Source organism: Prevotella veroralis (genome assembly GCF_018127765.1).
Classification (GTDB): Bacteria; Bacteroidota; Bacteroidia; order Bacteroidales; family Bacteroidaceae; genus Prevotella; species Prevotella veroralis.
Genome location: NZ_CP072330.1, coordinates 1,314,127 through 1,339,035 on the forward strand (window position 1 = coordinate 1,314,127; position 24,909 = coordinate 1,339,035).

Annotated in this window: 22 protein-coding genes; 16 read left to right on the forward strand and 6 right to left on the reverse strand. The window is 41.0% G+C overall.

Translation table 11 applies throughout. The features are described 5' to 3' along the window. Window positions 1-7: 7 nt before the first annotated feature. Window positions 8-1,237 carry a site-specific integrase gene (locus tag J5A55_RS05480; protein WP_004384409.1) on the reverse strand — a complete coding sequence of 410 codons (1,230 nt, stop codon included), beginning with the start codon at window positions 1,235-1,237 and terminating at the stop codon, window positions 8-10. 815 nt (window positions 1,238-2,052) lie between these two features. Continuing rightward, the gene (locus J5A55_RS05485; RefSeq protein WP_004384406.1) at window positions 2,053-2,943 is read right to left on the reverse strand and encodes an RluA family pseudouridine synthase; all 891 of its coding nucleotides are present in this window, start codon (window positions 2,941-2,943) and stop codon (window positions 2,053-2,055) included. Window positions 2,944-3,152: 209 nt separating this feature from the next. Here J5A55_RS05485 and J5A55_RS05490 point away from each other — a divergent pair, with 209 nt between their 5' ends. The 15 genes from J5A55_RS05490 to J5A55_RS05560 all read left to right on the forward strand — a co-directional run bounded on the left by J5A55_RS05490 (window position 3,153) and on the right by J5A55_RS05560 (window position 19,780). Further along, window positions 3,153-4,769 carry an ABC-F family ATP-binding cassette domain-containing protein gene (locus J5A55_RS05490; protein WP_004384405.1) on the forward strand — a complete coding sequence of 539 codons (1,617 nt, stop codon included), beginning with the start codon at window positions 3,153-3,155 and terminating at the stop codon, window positions 4,767-4,769. A gap of 58 nt (window positions 4,770-4,827) precedes the next feature. Next, window positions 4,828-5,418: a nucleotide exchange factor GrpE gene (locus J5A55_RS05495; RefSeq protein WP_004384404.1), complete on the forward strand. Its 591-nt coding sequence runs from the start codon at window positions 4,828-4,830 to the stop codon at window positions 5,416-5,418. Between the two features lie 5 nt (window positions 5,419-5,423). Beyond that, window positions 5,424-6,587 carry a molecular chaperone DnaJ gene (dnaJ, locus tag J5A55_RS05500; RefSeq protein WP_004384403.1) on the forward strand — a complete coding sequence of 388 codons (1,164 nt, stop codon included), beginning with the start codon at window positions 5,424-5,426 and terminating at the stop codon, window positions 6,585-6,587. Window positions 6,588-6,726: 139 nt separating this feature from the next. After that, on the forward strand, window positions 6,727-8,019 hold the full coding sequence (locus J5A55_RS05505; protein ID WP_004384402.1) for a bifunctional folylpolyglutamate synthase/dihydrofolate synthase: 1,293 nt from the start codon (window positions 6,727-6,729) through the stop codon (window positions 8,017-8,019). 609 nt (window positions 8,020-8,628) lie between these two features. Then, window positions 8,629-8,937, forward strand: coding sequence for a hypothetical protein (locus tag J5A55_RS05510; RefSeq protein ID WP_004384401.1), 309 nt, complete (start codon window positions 8,629-8,631; stop codon window positions 8,935-8,937). After that, a complete protein-coding gene (locus tag J5A55_RS05515) occupies window positions 8,934-9,305 on the forward strand; it encodes a hypothetical protein (protein ID WP_004384400.1) in 372 nt (123 codons plus the stop codon). The genes J5A55_RS05510 and J5A55_RS05515 overlap by 4 nt, the downstream gene beginning before the upstream one ends. Window positions 9,306-9,312: 7 nt before the next feature. Then, window positions 9,313-11,079, forward strand: coding sequence for a leucine-rich repeat domain-containing protein (locus J5A55_RS05520; protein WP_004384399.1), 1,767 nt, complete (start codon window positions 9,313-9,315; stop codon window positions 11,077-11,079). 232 nt (window positions 11,080-11,311) lie between these two features. Continuing rightward, window positions 11,312-11,458 (forward strand): hypothetical protein, encoded by a 147-nt coding sequence (locus J5A55_RS05525; protein WP_004384397.1) that lies wholly within the window; start codon window positions 11,312-11,314, stop codon window positions 11,456-11,458. Between the two features lie 342 nt (window positions 11,459-11,800). Beyond that, on the forward strand, window positions 11,801-12,286 hold the full coding sequence (locus J5A55_RS05530; protein WP_004384396.1) for an HU family DNA-binding protein: 486 nt from the start codon (window positions 11,801-11,803) through the stop codon (window positions 12,284-12,286). Between the two features lie 315 nt (window positions 12,287-12,601). Then, window positions 12,602-13,693, forward strand: a complete 1,092-nt coding sequence (locus tag J5A55_RS05535; protein WP_004384395.1) for an aldose epimerase family protein — start codon at window positions 12,602-12,604, stop codon at window positions 13,691-13,693. A 41-nt stretch (window positions 13,694-13,734) separates the two neighbouring features. Beyond that, window positions 13,735-15,018 (forward strand): MFS transporter, encoded by a 1,284-nt coding sequence (locus J5A55_RS05540; RefSeq protein WP_004384394.1) that lies wholly within the window; start codon window positions 13,735-13,737, stop codon window positions 15,016-15,018. 107 nt (window positions 15,019-15,125) lie between these two features. Next, window positions 15,126-16,286, forward strand: coding sequence for a galactokinase (gene galK / locus J5A55_RS05545; protein ID WP_004384393.1), 1,161 nt, complete (start codon window positions 15,126-15,128; stop codon window positions 16,284-16,286). 149 nt (window positions 16,287-16,435) lie between these two features. Continuing rightward, window positions 16,436-17,113, forward strand: a complete 678-nt coding sequence (locus J5A55_RS05550; protein ID WP_004384392.1) for an NUDIX hydrolase — start codon at window positions 16,436-16,438, stop codon at window positions 17,111-17,113. A 145-nt stretch (window positions 17,114-17,258) separates the two neighbouring features. Further along, window positions 17,259-19,277 (forward strand): transketolase family protein, encoded by a 2,019-nt coding sequence (locus J5A55_RS05555; RefSeq protein WP_004384391.1) that lies wholly within the window; start codon window positions 17,259-17,261, stop codon window positions 19,275-19,277. Window positions 19,278-19,333: 56 nt separating this feature from the next. Further along, window positions 19,334-19,780, forward strand: coding sequence for an RpiB/LacA/LacB family sugar-phosphate isomerase (locus J5A55_RS05560; RefSeq protein ID WP_004384390.1), 447 nt, complete (start codon window positions 19,334-19,336; stop codon window positions 19,778-19,780). Between the two features lie 189 nt (window positions 19,781-19,969). Here J5A55_RS05560 and pyk read toward each other — a convergent pair whose 3' ends face one another. From pyk to dinB, 4 genes are all read right to left on the reverse strand, one after another. Beyond that, window positions 19,970-21,436, reverse strand: a complete 1,467-nt coding sequence (pyk, locus tag J5A55_RS05565; protein ID WP_004384389.1) for a pyruvate kinase — start codon at window positions 21,434-21,436, stop codon at window positions 19,970-19,972. Window positions 21,437-21,453: 17 nt separating this feature from the next. Further along, window positions 21,454-21,798 (reverse strand): large-conductance mechanosensitive channel, encoded by a 345-nt coding sequence (locus tag J5A55_RS05570; protein ID WP_234396095.1) that lies wholly within the window; start codon window positions 21,796-21,798, stop codon window positions 21,454-21,456. Between the two features lie 26 nt (window positions 21,799-21,824). Next, a complete protein-coding gene (locus J5A55_RS05575; protein ID WP_039851541.1) occupies window positions 21,825-22,562 on the reverse strand; it encodes an FmdB family zinc ribbon protein in 738 nt (245 codons plus the stop codon). A 467-nt stretch (window positions 22,563-23,029) separates the two neighbouring features. Next, window positions 23,030-24,118: a DNA polymerase IV gene (gene dinB / locus J5A55_RS05580; RefSeq protein ID WP_004384384.1), complete on the reverse strand. Its 1,089-nt coding sequence runs from the start codon at window positions 24,116-24,118 to the stop codon at window positions 23,030-23,032. Between the two features lie 170 nt (window positions 24,119-24,288). Between dinB and J5A55_RS05585 the strand changes: the two genes are divergently transcribed. Then, window positions 24,289-24,909, forward strand: coding sequence for a sugar transferase (locus J5A55_RS05585; RefSeq protein WP_004384383.1), 621 nt, complete (start codon window positions 24,289-24,291; stop codon window positions 24,907-24,909).

Below are 24,909 nucleotides of genomic sequence, written 5' to 3' on the forward strand. Positions count from 1 at the left end.
ATCTTGGTTAAATGGTTAAACGCAAATCTTCAGTGAAAGAAAGGAAACGGTTAAACTCCTCAAAGAGTTTCTGCGGTGTAACCTTCGCATAACGTTCGGTCATACTTACGTTCGTATGTCCGAGCATCTTGCTCACCGTTTCAATAGGAACGCCCTGCTCCAAGGTGATAAGCGTGGCAAAGGTATGCCTTGCAGTATGCGAAGTAAAGGGGAAAGAAATACCTGCCCGTAATCGCAAGGCTTTAAGACAGGACTGATAAGTGGGATATTTGATATGGGGGAGCAGTGTTTCCCTTTCATCGCTGTGCATTTTCTCAATTAACCGAACAGCTTCCGGCAACAACTTGATACGACAAAGTACGCCTGTCTTTTGTCTGCTGAACTTCAACCACAAACTGCCTGCATCATCACGGACAAGGTGCTTCTTGCTTAGTTCCATCAAATCGCAATAGGCTGCACCGGTATAGCAAGCGAAGAGAAACACATCACGAGCAGTTTCCATTTCCTCTTCCAATTCATCAAAGCGGAGTGCCTTCAACTTGTCCAATGCTTCTTTGTCAAGAGCTTTAGGTGCTTTCTTGTCTCCTCGTTCTATATGTACTTTATCAAACAGAAGCGTATCAGCCAGTCCCTCACGATAAGCCAGCCTACAGACGGTCTTCAAATCTGCTGCAACTCTGAAAAATGTGCTTTGCTGATGACCGAGTTCACCGAGACAGAACGTCTGCAATTCATAGATAAAGCTTTCTGTAAGCTGTGAGAATGCCAAATCCGAAACATGGTATTTCTTCTGAATGAACTCCTGTAATCGTTTCCGAGTGGAATGATAGGCGGACATAGAGTTCCTCTTGATGTCTATACCGATATGGCTTTCTTTCTCCTTGATGAGCATATCCAATCTCTCGATGAGCATACAGCGAGCCTGCACGCTGCCTTGAAACAGTTCCTTTACATCGGTTGCGTCAAATGGCTGGCCTTTGGCAATCAACGACTGATAGGCAGATTGAATGGAAAGCAACAGGTTCTCCAACTTGCCGTTAATTTCCACCGCTTCACGGCTCTTGCCGTCCATCCTGCTCTCACGTGAATTCCATAAGTCAGGATTGCAGGAGAGTTTACAACTAAACTGAGCAATGGAACGCTCAATGGTAATACGCCCCATAATCGGAGCTCTCCCCGACTTGTCCAGACCGATCTTTTTAAGGTAGAGCAACACCTTCATTTTCTCTGTTTTCATACGCTTTAATATTTGTGGGCAAAGTTACCCGAATTAAAGCGTTCCTCACTTATGCAGAATACTGCCGACCGAAGCAACAGCCACACGAGCGAAAATAATTCAGTTACCCGTATCTTCTTCATTGTTACCTAAGTCATAATCGGGTAACGCTTTGGTAACTGAACTTCTGCCTAAATCTGCATATTCCTGCCCTTTACAAACAGAGCAGTATTATGCAAATCATTTCGTTCCCCTCTCATTATCAGTTAGTTTACATCAACCTCGACATTTCTTCATCTTCATTGATTAGTTACAAACGTGTATAACTAATTATACATACGTGTATAACTGATTATACACACGTGTATAACTAATTATACAAGCGTGTATAAAATTGTAGGAAAGGGCTTTCAACGATCGTACTTAACCTTTCTAATGGAAGAGACACCTATTGGAGAGCAATTAGAATACGAACTATTGAATAACAGCAATAAAGCTATTAGCAGAGGAGGAGAAACACTTCTCCATTTGAGAAAGGCATATCTTTGATGCGAGAAGGGCGTTTCCTTGATGTGAGGAAACGCCCTTCTTAAATAGAAGAAAGCCTCTGTTGCTATACAGAAAGCTTTATATTTGTAAATCCTTAATAGATAGACTCAATGAAAGACACTCGTGTAATTCAACAGGAACCAGACTATAATCCCCAATAAAACAAGGGTTATAGTTAATCGGAAAAGACAACTTGTTATCTTCTTAATCAATATTACACCAATGACTAAAGCCAATAACAAACCTAAGAACTGTTCGAAGTGTTCCATTCTAAAAGATCGTAGTTTCTACTTAAACAAATGTCTGAAATTCATCGGGATAGGCGTCTCAAACTCCATGCGCTGATGTGTAACAGGATGGTAGAAACAAAGAACATAAGCATGCAAACATAGTCGGTGCAAAGGATCATCACCATTGCCATACTTGACGTCACCGCAGACAGGATGCCCCATATCGGCTGAATGCACACGTATCTGGTTCTTCCTTCCTGTTTCTAAACGATATTCAACAAGACTATGACGCACTGTTCTATCTAACACATGAAAGTGAGTAACAGCATACTTTCCGCCATTATCCACTGGAGAACTATAAGTGACATAAGCCTTATTATCCTTCAGCCAGTTGGCAATCGTCCCTTCATCGTTCTCCATCTCACCACTGACAACAGCCACATAGCGGCGGTCATAGACTATATTATGCCAATCTCTCTCCAAGAGCTGTTCGGTCTGCATATCCTTAGCATATATCATTAAGCCCGAAGTGTCACGATCTAAACGATGCACAACATGTGCTGTGCACTTCTGTCGAGACTTGTGGAAATAATCGTCCAACACGGCTTTCACATTTAGAGCAGAGTGACCAGCAGCCATTGAGAGGATACCTATGTTCTTCTCTATCACAACTAAGAAGCGATCCTCATAGACTATCTTCACATAACGACTACGGAACAGATCATTCTTCTTACTCTTACTTACCGAAACCTTGTCGCCAGCTCTTAACGGATAATCAAACTGCGTTACGCACTTGCTGTTAACCTTTATACCTCGGTTCTGCAACGTTGCTTTCACCTTACTCTTACTCTCGCTGAGGTTAGCTAACAGCCATTCCAGCAATGGAGCATTATCTCTTACCTTATAATGCTTATACTTCTCTTGTGTATATGGGTTCTTTCTTATCATCAGGGTGCAAATGTACGAAGAATAAGTGATACATCTATTAAATCAGTAGAAGAAATTAGCTTCCATGCGAGATACCGTTATATCTGGTCTTATACCATATTCCCAATGCTTCTTCCAACACCTTAGAAGAAAGCAAGAGATTTGGGGAAATGGAATAAAAGTAGTACCTTTGCAGCCAAATTATTATATAATCAAGGTATTAGAAAAAGATGATTACACTTTCAAACCTTGCTATCCAATTCGGCAAGAGAGTTCTCTACAAAGACGTTAATCTAAAGTTTACACCAGGTAATATATATGGAGTTATCGGTGCTAATGGCGCAGGTAAGTCAACATTACTTCGTGCGATATCAGGCGATTTAGAGCCTAACAAGGGAACTATTGAGCTTGGTCCAGGCGAGAGATTGTCGGTATTGGAGCAGGATCACTTTAAATATGACGAGTACAAAGTGATGGATACTGTCCTCATGGGACACGATAGCCTTTGGCAGAATATGAAGGAGCGTGAGGCTCTATATGCCAAACCAGAGATGACCGAAGAGGATGGTAACCGCGCTGCCGACCTAGAGTTAAAGTTCGCAGAGATGAATGGCTGGGAGGCAGAAAGCAATGCTGCACAACTTCTTCAGAACCTCGGTATTAAAGAGGAGCTACATGAGAAGCAGATGTCGGAGCTATCAAATACAGAGAAGGTGCGCGTTATGTTGGCGAAAGCATTGTTTGGTAAGCCAGAGAACTTACTACTTGATGAGCCTACTAATGACCTTGACCTTGATACCGTGGAATGGCTTGAGGACTATCTAAGTGAGATTGACGAGCATCAGACAGTGTTAGTTGTTTCACACGACCGTCACTTCTTGGACACTGTTAGTACACAAACGATTGATATCGACTTCGGCAAAGTTACAGTCTTTGCTGGTAACTATTCGTTCTGGTATGAGAGCTCACAACTTGCATTGAGACAAGCTCAAAACCAGAAAATGAAGGCTGAAGAGAAGAAGAAACAACTTGAGGAATTCATCCGCCGGTTCTCTGCTAACGTTGCAAAGAGTAAGCAAACTACATCTCGAAAGAAGATGTTGGAACGTCTAAACGTTGAAGAGATCCGCCCTTCAAGTCGTAAGTATCCAGGCATTATATTCAGTATGGAACGTGAACCGGGTAACCAGATTCTAGAGGTACAAGACCTTAAAGCAGTTGATCCTGATGGCACTGTATTGTTCGATCACGTAAACTTCAACATAGAAAAGGGGCAAAAGGTCGTATTCTTGTCACGCAATCCAAAAGCAATGACAGCCCTCTTTGAGATTATTAATGGTAATCGAAAAGCAGACGAAGGAACGTACAACTGGGGTGTTACTATTACAACAGCTTACCTCCCACTAGACAATACAGAGTTCTTCAATTGTGACCTAAATCTGGTCGACTGGCTATCTCAGTACGGCCCAGGTAATGAAGTCGCTATGAAGGGATTCTTAGGTAGAATGCTGTTCAAACAAGAAGAGGTTGAGAAGAAGGTAAACGTCCTCTCGGGTGGAGAAAAGATGCGTTGTATGATTGCCCGTATGCAATTACAGAATGCAAACTGCCTCATCCTTGATACTCCAACGAACCACCTTGACCTCGAAAGTATCCAAGCATTCAACAATAACTTGGTTAGTTTCAAGGGTAATATCCTGTTTAGTTCACATGACCACGAGTTCATCAACACTGTTGCTGATCGTATCATCGAGTTGACACCAAGTGGTACTATCGATAAGTTAACCACTTACGACGACTATATCCATGATGAACAAATCAAGGAACAGAGGGCTGGTATGTACTAAAGACATCCAACATGGCATACAATTTGTAGGTGTCTACCACGATTAATAGTACTTTAATATGAGCAAGAAAGAAAAGAAAATAAACATAGAAGGCGAAGAGTTGGAAAAGAACTATGATGAGTCTACTATGAACGAAGAGAATACACAAACTGAAGATAACAATGAAAAGGATTCTTCAGAGGAATCTTCTTCAGAAGAAAAGACTGATCCTATAGCCGCTGCACAGAGTGAGGCTGAAGCATGGAAGGACAAGTATATCCGTTTAGTAGCCGAGTTTGACAACTATAAGAAGCGTACCTTAAAAGAGAAGTCTGAGCTAATCTTAAATGGAAGTGAGAAGACAATCTCTTCTATCCTACCTATTTTAGACGACTTTGAACGTGCTCTTTCTGACAAGACAGAAGACCCAGTAGCTATCAAAGAGGGCTTTGAACTCATCTTCAAAAAGTTCCTCAAGACACTGGAGACACTGGGAGTAAAGAAGATTGAAACGAACGATACGGACTTTGATGTTGATTACCACGAAGCTATTGCCATGGTTCCTGGTATGGGAGATGCCATGAAAGGAAAGGTAATAGACTGCGTTCAAACAGGATATACATTGAATGATAAGGTTATCCGACACGCTAAGGTAGCAGTAGGACAATAAACAAGATGGCTAAAAGAGATTACTATGAAGTACTCGAAGTAAGCAGGAGTGCTTCAGTAGATGAGATTAAGAAGGCTTACAGGAAACTAGCTATTAAGTATCACCCAGACCGCAATCCAGGTGATGCCGAGGCGGAAGCCAAGTTCAAAGAGGCTGCGGAAGCATACGATGTATTGCATGATCCACAGAAACGCCAGCAGTATGATCAATTCGGATTTGACGCTCCAGGCGGTGGATTTGGCGGTGGCAGCCCATTCGGTGGAGCGGGTGGATTCTCTATGGATGATATCTTCTCCATGTTTGGAGATGTATTCGGTGGTCACGGCGGAGGCTTTGGCGGATTTGGTGGCGGTGGTCAACAGGCACCTAAATATCGTGGTTCTGACCTCCGACTGAAGGTTCGCTTATCCTTACAAGAGGTCGCTACAGGTGTTACCAAGAAGTTTAAAGTGCGCAAAGACGTCACCTGTGAGCATTGTCATGGTACAGGTGCAGAAGGTGGAAGTGGCACTGAGACTTGTCCAAACTGTCACGGTTCTGGTGTAGAAATACGTACTCAACAAAGTATGTTTGGTATGATTCAGACCCAAACCGCCTGTCATGTATGTGGTGGAGAGGGTACGATCATCAAGAACAAGTGTACTCATTGTCAAGGTGAAGGTGTCGTCAAAGGTGAAGAAGTTGTCGAAATCAATATCCCCGCAGGTGTTGCTGAAGGTATGGTGGTCAACGTTCCTGGCAAAGGAAATGCTGGAAAGCACAACGGAGTGACTGGTAATATACAAGTGTATATCGAAGAGGAACCTAATGAAACATTCGTTCGTGATGGACAAAATGTTATCTATAACCTCCTACTCGACTTCCCAACAGCTGTACTCGGAGGGCAAGTTGAGATTCCAACTATTGATGGAAGCAACGTAAAGATTAAGATTGAACCAGGCACACAACCGGGTAAGACACTCCGACTAAGGAGCAAGGGACTACCTGCCGTACAGGGTTATGGCACTGGAATTGGCGATCTTGTCGTACATATCAGTATCTATGTTCCAAAGGAGCTAACGAAGTCTGAGAAGAAAGCCATCGAGGAATTGCGTGACAGCGAGAACTTCCGTGGTGATAAGAATACGAAGCGTTCTATCTTTGAAAACTTCAAGAAACTGTTTAATTAATGCCTTAGATTCATTCTACAAGTCGACTAGCTGATTGTAAGATGAATGGTTTTAGTCCCATTAGACTGTAACGGCTAATGGGACTAAATGTTATTATATCCATTGTCAAACGCCCAAGATTACAAACATAACACACTGCATGACTTACCAAGAAACAGTAGAATATCTATTCAATAGCACCCCTGTTTTTGAGCATATTGGTGCTTCCGCATACAAAGAGGGATTAGAAACGACACGCACTCTAGACGAGCACTTTGGTCATCCGCACACCCACTTTCTCACCATTCACATCGCAGGAACGAATGGTAAAGGCTCATGCTCCCACACATTGACTGCTATCCTTCAAGCTGAAGGATATAAAGTCGGACTCTATACCAGTCCTCACCTCGTTGACTTCCGCGAACGTATCAGAGTCAATGGAGAAATGATTTCAGAACAGGAGGTTATCGACTTTGTTGAACAGGAACGCGACTTCTTTGAGCCACTGCACCCTTCTTTCTTTGAACTTACAACAGCCTTAGCTTTCAAGCACTTTGCTGAGCAGAAGGTTGATATTGCTATCATTGAAGTGGGCTTAGGTGGTAGGCTCGATTGCACAAACATTATCACTCCTATCTTATCGATTATCACCAATATATCACTCGATCACACCCAGTTCCTCGGTAATACGCTCGGAGCTATCGCAGCAGAGAAGGCTGGTATTATCAAACATCGTGTACCTGTCGTTATTGGTGAGTCTGTCCCTGAAACACAGATTGTTTTTAAGGCAAAAGCACAGAAAGAGGATGCGCTCATTGTCTTTGCTGAAGATATCCCAGCAGTGCTTTCTTCTCATCCCAACCCTGATGGTGGCATCGCTTATCAGACTCGTTTCTTCGGCAATATTGTGGGCGAATTAGGTGGTAGCTACCAAGAGAAAAACGCCAACACAGTACTCACTGCGGTCATGCAACTATATAATAAAGGTGTCATTAAGAATGCAGAAAGTATCGCCAAAGGCTTTGCCAATGTTTGCGAACTGACGGGCTTAATGGGTAGATGGCAGAAACTACAGGCTAATCCACTGGTCATTTGCGACACAGGACACAACATTGGTGGATGGACCTATCTCTCCCAACAAATCAAACGCCAACAATGTGCGCAGAAGCGCATTGTCTTTGGTATGGTGGATGACAAAGACCTACATGCTGTCATGTCTATGCTTCCCGATGACGCCATTTACTATTGGACACAACCGAGTACGCATCGTGCTTTCCCTGCAGAGAAGGTTGCCGCAACAGCCGACGACTACGACCTGCACGGAAACATCTTCCCAACCGTCCTTGAAGCCTACCAAGCCGCCCTTCATGATGCCGCCCAATCCGACTTCATCTTCGTTGGTGGCTCCAGCTACGTGGTTGCTGACTTACTGACAAGCCTACAAAAGAAGTAGCAAAAGTCCCTTCTCCATTAATCCCATATCACTACATAAAGTTTAATTTTTGTTTCCTGTCACTTTTAACACTTCTCTTTATATGCTTATACTCAATATATTACAAGCATATAAGAAGTGACAGGAGTGACAGCAAAGTTGTTTAATCACGCAGGCAATACCATACCATAGTAATAATGTACATATTGTGGTTAATGACCGATTTGGGTTTAAGGTAGAAAAAACACATTATTACTTATTTTTTAGCAGAAAAGAAACATTTAATAATAATTTTTATTTATCTTTGTAATCGAACTTCAAATGCATCTATGCGCAGATGTGTATTATAAAGAGTTCAAGTTTTGAAAAGAGCGTTTGATATATTGTCTTTTATCTGAAATCTGCAAAATTTCAACTACCAAAGACAATAGGCAGTACGCTCACGCTTGGGATTATTGTACCTTACCAAAGGGAATAATATACCTCTATGCGTGGGCTATTGTTTGTTGTTTGGTAGTGGGTATTGCAGAACCTCAGATAAGACAACATTCAATAGTTCCCACGCTTTTCCATTTACCCAAGTATTAACCGCTTGCTTCTGGGAAACAGTGAGCAGTAAAAAAGTTGTTTATGAGTATCCCTAAATTATCAATGACTAAGAAAGATGTTGAGACTGCAATTACTCATGCACTGCGAAACTATCACATTACAACCTATGACAAAGATTATTGTATCGTAACTCCGCATGCACAAACAATCCAAGAGGAATTCATAGGACCAAAGGTTTACACCTTTCAAGGTACAGCAGAAATTAAGTCAGAAATTGGGAATAATGACATACTATTTAATATTAGGTCAATCAAAGGTGCAGCTAAGATAACTACAAGCAAAACAGGAGAACCTGTTGTAGAAATAAACTCAATATCTTTAGTAAAATGAAAGAACAAATTAAATCCATCATCAAAGACATAGAGAGAGTTTGTGCTGATGACACAATCAAGAACTTTTATATAGGTAAAACCGATGATGTAAATGATCGAGAATGTGAACACATAAATAATGGTTACACTAATTTCAGCGTAATCGCTACAGGAGCTTCGGACATAATAAATTATACTGAGACAGCATTGATTTCTTACTTTCGGACATCTCGTCTCAAATCGAAACTTGTTAACATAAACAATGGTGGAGGAGGCAATGCTGAAGCTGATAATCTTTATATAGTATTTGTCAGATGTAATGTCGAAGATATTTCTGAAGTCGACGGCAGCCTTATGCCTCCAAATTACCCTATAAAAATAAAATAAATCAAACATGAAACAAATTTACATCTTACTAATAGCCCTACTCATGGGCTTATCAGCTAATGCAGAGAAGTCTGGTACTTGTGGACCTAATCTAAAATGGCATCTCACTGATGATGGAGTATTGACCATTTCAGGAAAAGGGGAAATGTATGATTTTTCAAATACCGCGCCATGGGGATATTCTAATATTGAAAGAATTATAATAGGTGATGGCGTTACGACAATTGGAAAATATGCTTTCAAAGACCGTCGTTCTCTAATTTCTGTAACCATTCGCAATAGTGTTACGACAATTGGAGAGTATGCTTTCGATGGTTGTAGCTCTCTAACTTATGTAACCATTCCCAATAGTGTTACGACAATTGGTGCATATGCTTTCAGAGGTTGTATTTCTTTAAATTCTGTAACCATTGGCAATAGTGTTGCGACAATTGGAGAGTTAGCTTTCGAAGGTTGTAGCTCTCTAACTTATGTAACCATTCCCAATAGTGTTACGAAAATTGGCTACCTTGCTTTCAGAGGTTGCAGTCATCTAACTTCTGTAACCATTGGCAATAGTGTTACGACAATTGAAAACTCTGTTTTCTATAATTGCCGTTCTCTAAATTCTGTAACCATTGGCAATAGTGTTACGACAATTGGAGGGTTAGCTTTCGAAGGTTGCAGTTCTCTAACTTCTGTAACCATTCCCAATAGTGTTACGACAATTGAAAACTCTGCTTTCAGAGATTGTAGTTCTTTAACTTCTATAACCATTGGCAATAGTGTTACAAAAATTGGCGACAATGCCTTCTATAATAAAAATAACACCAAAGTCATATGGCTAACTAACACTCCTCCTGCTGGATATCGCAACGTGATAGGTGGCATTCATTATGTTGCTAATGATTTATATACGAACTTAGATAATAAAAGGGTATATCCTTATTTAAGTTCCATCTTTGAGGTGAACGGTATCAAATATGTTCCCGTATCTCCATCAGAGCGCACTTGTGACGCTATAGATTGCGCTTACACAGGAGAACCTTACGAAGTCAAAATTAATAAAAAGGTCAACTATAAGGGTGTTGACATGACAGTCAGAGAAATTAATCCTTGTACAGCTTACAATTGTACAAAGATAAAAAAAGCGTACATTGATATAGACGGGAGTATTGGTTATAAAGCTTTTAGTGGCTGTGTCAATCTTTCAACTGTGGACATTACGAAGGTTAACGATATTGGCGACGATGCTTTTAGCAGATGCAGCAACCTTACATCTGTAGACATAAAAAAAACTAATGATATTGGCAATTGGACTTTTAGCGATTGCACCAATCTTACATCTGTTGACATAAATCCAACTAAGAATATTGGTAATAATGCTTTTAGCGGATGCACCAACCTGCAAAAGGTATATCTCGGAAATAGTGTTAAGGCTATAGGAGAAGATGCATTTAACTACTGTACCAGCGTTACACAGATTTCGACTGAGGCAGTCGTACCTCCAACCTGTGAATCAGGTGTTCTTACCGACATTAATAAATCTAAATGTAAACTTATTGTTCCTAAGAATAGTCTTGACGCATATAAACAAGCAGACCAATGGAAAGATTTTTCCTTAATAGAGGGTAGTACTACTGGCATTACAAACATTGTTTATAATAAAGCAGGACTTGCCGATGTCTATACAATAGATGGAACAAAACGGCTAAGTAAAGCAAGCACTGACGAAATTAATGCTTTGCCTAAGGGTGTTTATATTGTCAATGGTAAAAAGATAATCATTAGATAAAAGACACATTGGTTTTCCTAAGCCACACTATATATTTTTACTTGTTGTATGTTCGTCTGACAAAGAAATAAGAGTAAGAACAGAAACTTACAAGGAAAACTTCGATGGCTTATATAGAAAACCTTATTACTATAGAGCAGCAAGTGAGCAATCATTTGCTGCTTTTTCATTTACTTTCTAACAAATATCAATGCAAAGAGTTATATTTGCAAAACGAAAAGGAGAGTAATATATGATTAAATCCAAAGAAAAAACAAGAGAAGAACTTATCGCTGGTTTCAAGCGAGACATTGAGCGGAAACAAGAATTTGAGGAGCAAGCCCAAAAAGAGTTTGTAGATATACGTAAGCGTGGAGCAGCTGTGAAAAGAGCATTATGAAACCCTTTGACAACCCCCAAGCCTAAAACACCATTGGTATTTACCATCGGCACCACTCGTGCTAAGCATAAACACTTGATGTGATAGGAATTAACACATCAAAAAAAAGATGGTAGGAATGATTGCTATTCCCATTAATTATTAATATGCTGAGGAGCGAAATTAGAGGCAGAACTTAGCAAAGTTCATGCCAAAGTAGTCGTAAAAGAGACGGCTACGGAAGTAGGACTTATAGGGCACGGGTGTCGGACCCGTGGGGCACGGATTGTACTTCCGTGCCCCACGAAAGTACATTTCGTCGATGTTAACAATTACGCTCCAAAGATTAACAATCTTTTATCAATGGGATTTTATAAGAAAGTCAAAATGAATGTGAACGGTAAATGGTATGCAAAGTCCGTTCTAGTGATGAGTCCAGTTTCAACCGAGCAGGTCGCAAAACGTATTGCTGCCGAGTCGACAGTTAGCCCAGCCGATGTGCGCACTGTGTTGACAGCCCTAGGCGGTGTGATGGGTGATTATATGTCGCAAGGTCGCTCGGTAAAGCTTGATGGCGTGGGCTCGTTCTATTTTACAGCAGTAACAAGTAAAAACGGCGTAGACAAACCAGAAGACGTAAACGCAACCCTGATTCGTGGTGTGCGTGTCCGCTTTATTCCTGAAACCCGTTATCGCGGTGCTGGTAAGGGTCGCGTTTCCACGCGTGGCTTGTCAGATGTGGATATTGAATGGGAAGAGTGGAAAGGAAAAGAGAAAGAAAGCCTCACCCCCGACCCCTCTCCCGAGGGAGAGGGGAGTAAAGATCACTCTGGACCGGTAGTAGAATAGGAAAGTTCGATTAGAGGGTGAGGCAAAATGTATTTGCATTTTTCTTCACCCTCATTCCTTTGTTTCATCCCATTTATCTGTTTCATAAATCCTAATTGTCCTTTTGACTAGAAAAAATTATCATTTATTAAAAGGAAAACACACTACTGCTATGCGAATTAAGCAAGAATAGTAATACATAGATCAGTTAAAACGCATCGTGATTAATTGTTTTTAACACAATCGTAATTGTCTTTTCTTTAGGTTAAGTTTGTGACTTTCGTTTATTTTTATTTACTTTGCAACTCATTGAATTAGTAACTAAAAACAAACGTCATGGTAAATACCGCAGAGACACAATATGTGTGTGGACTGAAAAAAGAGGACTTCCAGACCACTATTGATGGAAAGAAAACAGACCTCTATATCCTTAAGAATGCAAAAGGAAACGAAGTAGCAATCACAAACTATGGTGGTGCTATTGTCGCAATAATGGTTCCCGACAGGAATGGAAACCTATCCAATGTCATTCAAGGGCATGATAACATTCAAGACGTTATCAATTCTCCCGAACCTTACCTATCAACTCTTATTGGACGATATGGCAATCGCATTGCAAAAGGAAGATTCCAACTCAATGGCAAGGAATATAAACTTGCCATTAACAATGGTCCTAACTCGCTGCATGGAGGCAAACAGGGATTCAATGCAAAGGTGTGGGATGCAACACAGGTAAACGAACACGCTGTCGTATTGAAATATACATCCTCTTATGGAGAAGAGGGTTACACGGGAGAGGTCGAAGTGTGGGTTGCCTATTCATTTACGGATGATAACGAGCTAGTTATCAAATACCTCGCTAAGTCGAATAAGAAGACTATCATTAACCTTACCAGTCATGGATTCTTCTCTCTGGCTGGCATTGCTAACCCAACACCCACTATCAATGACTTAGAATGTCAGATTAATGCTGATTTCTACTTGCCTATTGACGAGACTTCTATACCAACAGGTGAGATAAGAAAGGTGGCAGATACGCCTTTTGACTTCCGTCAGATGAAACCCGTTGGACAAGATATTGATGCTGATAACGAACAAATTAAGAATGGAGCAGGTTATGATCATTGCTTCGTTCTGAACAAGAGGGAAGAAGGAGAACTATCGTTTGCTGCACGAATCAAAGAGCCTCATAGCGGTAGGACGATGGAGGTTTATACAACAGAACCAGGCGTTCAGGTGTACACAGATAACTGGGCTGATGGATACAAAGGACAACATGGAGCAACCTTCCCACGCCGTAGTGCTATCTGTTTCGAGGCTCAACACTTCCCAGATAGCCCTAACCATCCTTACTTCCCATCGGTTATCTTAGAGCCATGTAAGGATTACACACAGAAGACAATCTATAAGTTTGGAGTGGAGGAATAACCGTCTTATGAATTAATAAACAAAAAAATAAACTAGACACAATGGAAAATCAAACAAAGAAGAAAGGAACTCTAGTGGCAATCATCACTATGATGTTCCTGTTCGCAATGATCTCTTTCGTCACCAACATGGCGGCACCTTTTGGCACAATCTGGAAACAACACTATGATTGGGCAGGTATGATGGGCAACATGATGAACTTTGCTGCATACCTATTCATGGGCATCCCTGCTGGTATGATGATTACTAAATACGGATACAAGAAGACTGCTCTTGTTGCCTTAGCATTGGGCTTTGTAGGTATTGGGGTGCAATACGTTTCAAGCACAATGGATGGTGATGCCATCAGCACATACGTTGTTTACCTACTTGGAGCATTCATTTGCGGATTCTGTGTATGTATTCTTAATACTGTTGTCAATCCAATGCTTAACCTGCTCGGAGGCGGTGGCAATCGTGGTAACCAGCTCATTCAGACTGGTGGATCATTGAACTCTCTCGCAGCAACATTAACCCCTATGCTTGCTGGTTCAATGATTGGTGAGATCACAAAAGACACTTCTTTGAAAGCTGTAACACCATTGCTACTCATTGCATTGGTTATCTTTGCAGCTTCGTTTGTTATCGTTTGGTTCACCCAACTGACTGAACCTGAAACAGAGAAGTCGGATGTCATCGGTGGAGTCAAAGGTGCTTTAGCATATCGCCAGCTTGTTTTAGGTATCATTGCCATCTTCTTCTATGTTGGTGTAGAGGTGGGTATCCCTGGACAACTCTTATTCTATCTGAGTGAGCCTGTATCTGAAGGCGGTGTACTCGGTAGTGCTGCTATTGCCGGACTAATCGCTGGTATCTACTGGTTATTGATGCTTGTTGGTCGCTTTGTAAGTGCTTTCATCAGCGGTAAAGTTTCTTCTCGCACACAGTTAACAGTAACATCAGTAGTGGCAATTGCCCTCCTTTTAATTGCAATCTTCACACCAGAAGCTAGCAAGATGAACCTTACAGTACCTAACCTTGCCGAGAGTACATTGATACATGCAGAAGTTCCTACAAAGGTATTGTTCATCATCTTATGTGGTATTTGTACATCCGTAATGTGGGGTGTAATATTCAACCTCGCAACAGAGGGACTTGGAAAATACACTGCAACAGCATCAGGTTTATTCATGACCATGGTTGTCGGTGGTGGTGTTATGCCATTAATTCAGAACCTCATGGCAACTAAGATTGGTGATATTCAGAGCTATTGGCTAATCGTTGCAATGTTAGCTTATATCCTCTTCTTCGCTTTGATTGGCTCACGCCCAGCAAAGAAAGCATGACAAGAAAGCTCTTTTTAATAGCAGATAATTCCTTTTGAATTGTCTGCTATTAGAACATAAATGTAAGATAAAAACCCTAACAATCATTTTAAAATATACTAACTAACATGGACATAGAATTTGTAAGAAGCCGTTTCATTAAACATTTTGACGGCAAGACTGGTAACATTTATTTCTCACCAGGACGTATTAATCTCATTGGTGAACATACAGATTATAATGGAGGTTTCGTATTCCCTGGTGCCGTAGATAAGGGTATCATGGCAGAAGTAAGACCTAACGGAACAGATACAGTAATGTGTTACTCTATCGACTTGAAAGACCGAGTTGAATTTAAGGTAGACGATCCAGAAGGTCCACGCGCTACATGGGCACGATTCATCTATGGTATGGTTCAGGAGTTTAAAGCACTTGGTGTTGATGTAAAAGGATTTAATATTGCCTTTGCTGGTGACGTTCCTCTCGGTGCTGGTATGAGTTCTTCTGCTGCTATGGAAAGTTGCTTTGGCTGTGCCTTGAATGATTTATTTGCTGACAACAAGGTTTCTAAATGGGATATTGCATTGGCAGGTCAGGCTACAGAACATAAATACATCGGTGTTAATTGTGGTATTATGGATCAATTTGCAAGCGTCTTTGGTAAAGAAGGAAAGCTCATGCGCCTTGATTGTAGGAGTAGTGAATTTGAGTACTTCCCATTTGATCCAAAAGGTTACAAGTTGGTTCTCGTAAACTCAAAGGTTAAACATGAGTTGGCAGGAAGTCCTTACAACGACCGTCGTAAGAGTTGTGAGAATGTTGTTGCAGCACTTGGTAAGCACTTCCCTGATAAGAAGTTCGAAACATTGCGAGATGCTAATTGGGAAGAACTAGAGGCTGTAAAAGCAGAAGTTAGTGCTGAGGATTATCAGCGTGCACATTTCGTACTGGGCGAGAAAGATCGTGTACTTGCTGTTTGCGATGCTCTTGTTGCTGGTGACTATGAGACAGTTGGACAGAAGATGTACGAGACGCACTATGGTCTAAGCAAGGAGTATGAGGTTAGCTGTGAGGAACTTGATTATCTCAATGATGTTGCTAAAGAGAATGGTGTTACTGGTTCTCGTATTATGGGAGGCGGTTTCGGTGGTTGTACTATTAACCTCGTAAAAGACGACTTGTACGAGACATTCATCGAGAATGTAACCGAGAAGTTCAATGCTAAATATGGACACAAACCAGAGATCTATCCTGTAATCATCAGTGAAGGCTCTCATAAGGTTTGTTAAATCCGATAGTTATAATTGAAAAAGTATAAGCCATAAGCTCATAAAGACTTATGGCTTTTTACTTTGCGGAAGTCAAAATAAACGGATAAAAACGTGATTATAATAATAAAAAATAGTAATTTTACATCTCTATTATAAATGTCTACAACATGAACGAATATTACCAAGGAGAACCAAAACTATTAGTCTCGGTGGATTGTATCGTCCTGGGATTTGAGAACAAGAAGCTGAGACTACTTGTCGGTAAGCGCAAAGTGGAACCAGAAAGTGGCAGATTATCTCTGTATGGAGGCTTTGTAAGAGAAGACGAGAGTTTGAAAGAAGCTGCTAATCGTGTATTATTTCAATGCACAGGTATTAAGAATCCCTACATGAGACAAGTAGGTGCTTTTGGTGAAATAGACCGCGATCCGGGTGATCGAGTTATCTCCATCGCTTATTGTGCATTAATCAATGCACCAGATTATGACCATCAAGCCATGGAGGAAAATGACCTGCAATGGCTTGAATTAGACCATCTAGAAGATCTATATGGCGATCACCAAAAGATGGTGCAACTAGCTTTGGAACAGTTACGGAAGCTCCTCAATAATACTCCTATCAGCTTTTCTCTATTGCCAAAATTATTTACCTTGACGCAATTACAGAATGTCCATGAAGCCATTTTAGGGGCAGAGATTGATAAACGAAACTTTCGGAAACGTATTAAACAAGTTGACTTTATAGAACAGACAAACCTTATTGACAAGGTTACAAGTAAAAGAGGAGCTATCTTGTACCGCTTTAACAAGCAAGCATATAAGGATTGTTCTGTCTATAAGTTATAAGATTGTGATGCAGCCAAAGGCCTTTTAAAATTATAAAAGACCTTTGACTGCATCTGAAAACATTTTTATAAAAATGTAAGTTTAATATTTTGAGGTCTCCACATTTATCTTTATATTTGCATTATCAAATTTAAATCCAATCTATATGAATGACAAGGAACTGATGAACCGCGCAGCGGACAACATTAGAATTCTAGCAGTGTCAATGGTAGAGAAAGCCAAGTCTGGGCATCCAGGAGGTGCTATGGGCGGTGCCGACTTTATCAACGTTCTTTTCTCCGAGTTTCTCGTTTATGACCCAGATCAGCCAGAATGGACTGGACGCGATCGCTTTTACCTCGATCCTGGTCACATGTCTCCTATGCTCTATGCAGCACTAACACTTCAAAGAAAGTTCACAATCGATGACATCAAACAATTCCGTCAATGGGGGTCAATTACCCCAGGACACCCTGAGCGTGACTTAGCACATGGCATAGAGAACTCTTCTGGACCATTAGGACAAGGACATGCCTATGCTGCAGGTGCTGCTATAGCAGAGAAGTTCCTTGAGGCTCGACTTGGTCACACTATGATGCAACACAAAATATATGCTTACATCTCTGATGGCGGAGTACAAGAAGGTATCAGTAGTGAAGTCGGAAGATTGGCAGGAAACCTAGGTCTTAATAACCTCATCATGTTTTATGACGCTAATGACATCCAGCTTTCAACTGAGTGCGGAGCAGTTATGTGTGAAGATACAGCTATGAAGTATCAGGCATGGGGATGGAACGTCTTAAAAATTGATGGTAATGATCCTGATGCTATCCGTGCGGCTCTTAATGCCGCAAATAAGGAAGAGCAACGCTCTACCCTCATTATTGGTAAAACTGTAATGGGCAAAGGTGCTTTGCAAGCTGACGGCAGTAGCTACGAGCATAACATAAAGACTCATGGTGCCCCACTCGGTGGCGAGGCTTATACTAACACGATAAAGAACCTTGGTGGAGACCTCAATGATCCATTCAAGATATTCCCAGAAGTACAGAAGCTATACGATGATCGCAATGCTGAACTAAGACAGATTGTTGCTGAGCGACATGCTACAGAGGATGCGTGGAAGAAGCAGAATCCATCAAAGGCAGAGCAGATGCAACAGTGGTTCTCAGGTAAGGCTCCTAAAATAGATTGGAGTGGTTTAGTTCAAAAACGTGATATTCCAACACGTAATGGTTCAGCAGCTTGTCTCGGTGTACTTGCAGAACAAGTACCTAATATGATTGTATCATCAGCCGACCTCAGTAATTCTGATAAGACCGATGGTTTCCTCAAAAAGACACATTCATTTACTCGTGGCGATTTCAGTGGTGCGTTCTTCCAAGCTGGTGTCAGTGAGTTGGCAATGGCATGTATGTGTATCGGTATGATGCTACATGGTGGTGTTATCACTGCAATGGGTACATTCTTTGTATTCTCAGACTACATGAAGCCTGCCATTCGTATGGCAGCACTCATGCAAGTACCTGTAAAATTCGTATGGAGTCACGATGCTTTCCGCGTTGGTGAAGATGGCCCTACGCATGAGCCAGTAGAGCAGGAGGCACAGATCAGATTAATGGAAAAGCTACAAAACCATGCTGGTCAAGACTCTGTACGCGTACTTCGTCCAGCAGATAGCAATGCAGCAACCGTTTGTTGGCAGATGGCAATGGAGAATATGGATACCCCAACAGCACTTATCTTCTCACGTCAGAACGTGAAGAGTTTACCAGAAGGAACTAATTATGAGGGAACTCGTAAGGGTGCATACATAGTCAAAGGATCGGACGAAGACTACGATGTTATCCTCGCAGCAAGTGGTTCGGAAGTATCTACCTGTGTTGATGGAGCAGAATTACTACGCAAAGATGGCATAAAAGTCCGTGTAGTTAGTGCTCCTTCAGAAGGGCTTTTCCGCCGTCAAAGCAAAGAGTATCAAGAAGAAATTTTACCAAAGAATGCAAAGATATTCGGTCTCACAGCAGGTTTACCTGTCACCCTTGAAGGACTCGTTGGAACGAATGGTAAGGTCTTCGGACTCAATAGCTTTGGATTCTCAGCACCCTATAAAGTACTTGATGAGAAACTCGGTTTCACACCAGAGAATCTATACAAACAAGTCAAAGAATATCTAGCACAATAGTTTAACTTGAACCACCTGTCCCCAAGACAGGCTGGTTCGCAAAACCTAAACAGCTTATGGAAATAAAGACAGTAGGAGTAGCTTGCGATCACGCAGGTTTTCCATTGAAGCAATTTGTTATCCAGTATCTGGAACAACACAAGTATGCATATAAGGACTTTGGTTGTAATAGCGATTTAAGCTGTGATTATCCAGACTATGCTCATCCATTAGCAGAAGCGATAGAGAGTGGTGAGGTCTATCCCGGCATTGCCATCTGCGGTAGTGGTGAAGGCATGGCAATGACGCTAAACAAGCATCAAGGTGTACGTGCAGGTCTAGTTTGGAATAAAGATGTGGCAGAATTGACCCGCCAACACAACGACGCAAATGCGATTGTTCTCCCTGGTCGTTTCATTGATAACAAGACGGCAGAGAAGATCCTTGATGAGTTCTTCAAGGCTAGCTTTGAAGGCGGTAGACATGAACGCCGTGTGAAGAAGATTCCTGTTCAAGAAGGTTAAAAAGAACAGAAACATATCTTTAAAATTTCAAGAGGAATATATAATTATAATAGTAATAAGCCTTCGTGTTAAGGTCGACTAGTAGCAAATTAAAGAAAGAGATACTAGTCTTTTTAAAAAGAAAAGATATAATAGGCTATAAAAAGGTGTTCAAAACAACTTTGAACACCTTTTCCATATATCAAATAATTACTTCTCGTCTTTTTCAACAGGGAGTGTTTCTTCTTCAGGTAAGTGGAAACGATAACTGCGGTTGAACACTTCTCCCACCTTATTAATCTCTAAGAAGGTTGTTCCGCTGCCTCCGAAAGAGCCTGAAAGATAAGCAATATTATCTTCCAAATCGATGTAACCCTTTTGACGTAACATTCTCAAAGCAGCTGTAAACATCTCTTGGCTAGACTTGTGTTGCTGTTGGTAGATGGCAATAACACCATAGCTAAGGTTCAACCAACGCTGTACCTTCTCCTTATAACAAATAGCCAATACTGGGTTAGGACCACGGAAAGCTGCAAGATTACGAGCTGTTAAGCCCGTCTCACTATCGGTTACAATACCTTTCACGCCCAACTGTTCTGTTGCCTCAATAGCACTTCTTGACAAGAACTCACGCTGGTCATTAAGGTTTGTCATCGGTACGTTGATATGCCCACGCTTGTGTGCGTCAACCTCCGCAGCCTCTGCTATACGCGCCATTGTCTGTACCGCCTCAACAGGATATTTACCGCTTGCAGTCTCACCACTCAACATCAAAGCATCTGTGTGACTATAGATTGCATTCGCAATATCTGTTACCTCGGCACGAGTAGGACGAGGGTTATTAATCATGGTGTGAAGCATCTGAGTTGCCACTATCACTGGCTTCTTCTTCAAGATACACTTGTTGATGATACTACGCTGAATGCCTGGAATCAACTCAATAGGCACCTCAATCCCCAAGTCACCACGCGCAATCATAATACCATAAGAGGCATCAATGATTTCATCAATATTATCAACGCCCTCTTGATTCTCTATCTTCGAGATGATTTTAATATCCGAGTTATGCTCATCAAGTATCTTTTGAACCTCCAATACATCAGCTGCAGAGCGCACAAAAGAATGTGCAATAAAGTCGATATCTTCATCTATTGCTAACAGGATATTACGCTTATCTTTCTCTGTCAAAGCTGGTAGTTCGATATGCTCTCCAGGTACATTTACACTCTTATGTGATCCTAAATCACCTTCATTCTGAACTTGTGCAACTAACATTGGACCAGCACTCTCAACAATCAACATATCCAATGCTCCATCGTCAAAAAGCACATGATCGCCCACCTTTACATCGCGAGTAAAGTCTGGATAAGATACGTTTATAATATCTTTTGTTGTATCAATATCTGGGCGACCAAAGATCTTTACCATATCCCCCGCCTTATAATGAATAGGATTATCTGTGCCCGTTGTTCTTACTTCCGGACCTTTTGTATCTATCAGGAGAGCAAGGTGTGGAGACACAGCACGCGTATTGCGGATGATCTCACGAATACCATCAGGAGTGGCATGAGCCGTATTCATACGTACAACATTCATACCCGCAAAGAAAAGCTTCCTAAGGAAATCGACATCACAACGTCGGTCGCTAATTGAACATACTATCTTTGTTTGTTTCATAACTTGAGTATTATTATTTAATTCGACATCGCAGAAAATATAATATATAAGAGTGAAGATAAGGCAAGAATACCAACAAACACAATCGTAAACACGATGATTGTCATCTTCCCCACTCCACTTATAAACTTGCCGTGTTTCGTTTGAGTAGTTGCCTTGTTATAGCCATTACCCATAGTAATAGGTGCCTGCTTGTCTAAAACTTGTTCTCTGGATATATTTTGCGAAGACTGCTCTTCGCTTGGAGTAGCAACCACCATGCTTTCACCGCAATAAGGACAATTACATCGCAAAGTCTTTCCTCCCTCCGATGTTATCACAAAAGAACGATGACAATGCTTACAAACAATCTGAAACTGCATTCTTTGAGAACCTCCTTTCTTTCGTTTTATCTGATGTCATCAATAAGTACATGTCCATCTGATACTTTAACTTTTATCTTCCTGAATACCGTTACACCATGTTCTGATAGGCGTACTTTATACCAATTATCACCCAATGGCGTAACCTGTAAATTGCGCCTCATCTCATCAAAGTCGTCCCCACTACTAGGATCCCCAAAAGCTGCCCACCATTCATTCCAGACATCTTCATCCTCGCCAAAAGGATCTACGCCGAATATCATTTGCCGACAATATGGGGTTAGGTAACGTACATAATAGCTTGGATCACCTGATGTAAAGACCGCCTTCCGATAGAATGAATCTAAAAAGCGGCACACCGACTTTTGTTCATCCGTCTTGCGCTGTGCTGCTGCTTCCTGCATCTGCAGTTTAGCGCGAACTTGCAAAACAGAGTCTGCATGAGCTTTACGTTGTGCTGCTAAAAGCTCTCTTTCACTCTCTTGATGTTGTTGCCATTGAATAAAAACAAATACGGACAAACCACCAAGAAGTAGAACAATGAGAATGCTCAATAGTATCTTCGTTGAGGCACTAGCACCTTCGTTCTTTTGCACATCATAGATAGTTGGCTGTACAGAGGGGGTAACGGGTTGAGCAACAGTGGGCAAATTAACAAGTAACGACTGCCCACAATAAGGACAAGTACAATGTATTCTATCACTTCCTTCACTGTTAATAGTGAATGGACGATGGCACTTATTACAAGTTACTTGATACTGCATCAACTCATTTTTCTGCAAAATTAAATATTTTATTCCGTACTTGGAAATGTTTTAACCAATAATATAGCCAACAGATATGGGAGATAAACGAAGATTATATCCGATTAACTTAACAGGTTTGCCCAGTTTTCTCACCTGTTTGCGAATCGTTTTCCACCTGTTCCAACATTATTTATCACCTGCTCTCCATTTCTTTCTAACGTGTTGCGCATCATTTACACACGCACATAAAGTTAGTTTCATCGTGATGAGACACAAGTTTCATCGTGATGAGACACTGGTTTCATTGTGATGAGACACTAGTTTCATCACGATGAGACAAGTAAAAGGTACGGATGAGAAAGACGCAAGAAGCGTGAGAAAGGAATGGGGAACGGGTGATAAAGAATGCGGGAACCTATTAGACAAAGAGTGCGAACAGGGTTAATTTAAATTGTAATAGGTGGAATCATATTAGGTATAAATACTTAAGGCACTTCAAAAGGTAAGAAACCTTCTACCCACATTGGGAGCTTCTCCTCAACAATTTCATCATTCGTTGGGAAAGAAACAGATAGACCCATTAAACGAATGGGGCGAGTTTCATATTCCGTTTCTCTGAGTAATTGTTTTGCAAGTGGGAGTATATCTTCTTTTGTTCGTAATATTTTCTCTTGTGTTAAGCTACGTGTTATCTGAGTCGTTGCATCCCATTTTAATTTCAAAGTGAGCGTTCGACCCTCAAACTTACTCCTGCTCAATCGTTCAACTAGTTCTAGTGTAATATGGTAAAGTTCGATGACAATTTTCGATTTAACATGTAAGTCCTCTAGAAATGTGCGTTCGCAACCGACCGATTTACGTTCCCGGCTAATGACTACAGGGCGTTCGTCGATTCCACGAGAGAAATCGTAATAAACTTTCCCCATCTTTCCAAAGACCTGAACAAGATGATTATAAGAGATTTTACGTAATTGTTCGCCCGTAAAGACTCCCATTTCGTGCATCTTAATAGCTGTTTTCGGACCTATACCCCACAACTTCTCGATAGGGAGACGAGCAATAAAGTTCATTGCTCGTTCGGGATGAACAATATAGATACCATTGGGCTTGCGTATGTCAGAAGCTATCTTTGCCAATAACTTGTTATAGCTAACTCCAGCAGAAGCCGTTAATGAAGTACGTTCAAATATTTTCTGCTTTATATCTTTTGCAATGTCTACAGCGAGTGCTATTCCTTTCTTATTCTCCGTCACGTCAAGAAAGGCTTCATCCAAAGAGATGGGTTCTACGAGATCGGTGTATTCATGGAAGACTTCATGGATTTGCCCCGAAACCTCCTTATATCTTTCAAAATGACATGGGACAATGATTAAATCAGGACAGCGACGCTTAGCTTGTGCGATGGACATAGCCGAATGAACGCCGTAGGGACGAGCCTCATAACTAGCTGTAGAGACTACTCCACGTGGTCCATCATAACCAACAGCTATGGGCTTGCCACGCAATTCGGGATTGTCTCTTTGTTCAACTGAAGCAAAGAAAGCATCCATGTCTATATGAATAATTTTACGCATTATTACCCCTGATTCATGCGCAAAGATACTGCTAAGTGTAGAAAGATGCACATTTCTAACCTATAAATAAATAAAAAAAGCTACCTTTGCAACGAAATAACAAAGACAACACTATAATAAATAAACCAAAGTTGAGTTATACTATACAAACGAGCCTAACACGAGACGAAATGGACATATCAACTAATATTGATGCCATGGGGAAGCTACAACGCAGCCTCAAACGAGCATTTGATATTATATCATCGCTCATTGGTTTCATAATTTGTTCTCCATTATTCATTGTTGTTATTCTCTTACTAACATATCAAAACAATGGTTCGGTATTCTTTCGACAAGTCAGAATAGGATACAAAGGGCAACCTTTCATTATCTATAAGTTCCGCACAATGAGTAGTGTTGTGGAAGAAGAAGGACCTCAACTTATCGCAAACAGTGATAGTGCAAATTCTACACGACTAGAGTTGTTCCTCCGAAATCATCACTTGGATGAGTTGCCACAGCTATGGAATGTTCTTCGTGGAGACATGTCTTTCGTTGGTCCGAGACCGGAACGTCAGTTCTTCATCAATAAGATACAAGAACATACAGATCGCTATAACCTGATTTATCAGATGAAACCGGGATTGACATCAGAGGCTACACTTTATAATGGATATACTGACACAATGGAGAAAATGCTGCGACGTATGGAAATGGATATCCATTATTTGGAACATCGGTCATTGTGGTTAGACTTTATCATTGTTATTAAAACGATTCTTAATATTATCACTGGCAAGAAATTCTAA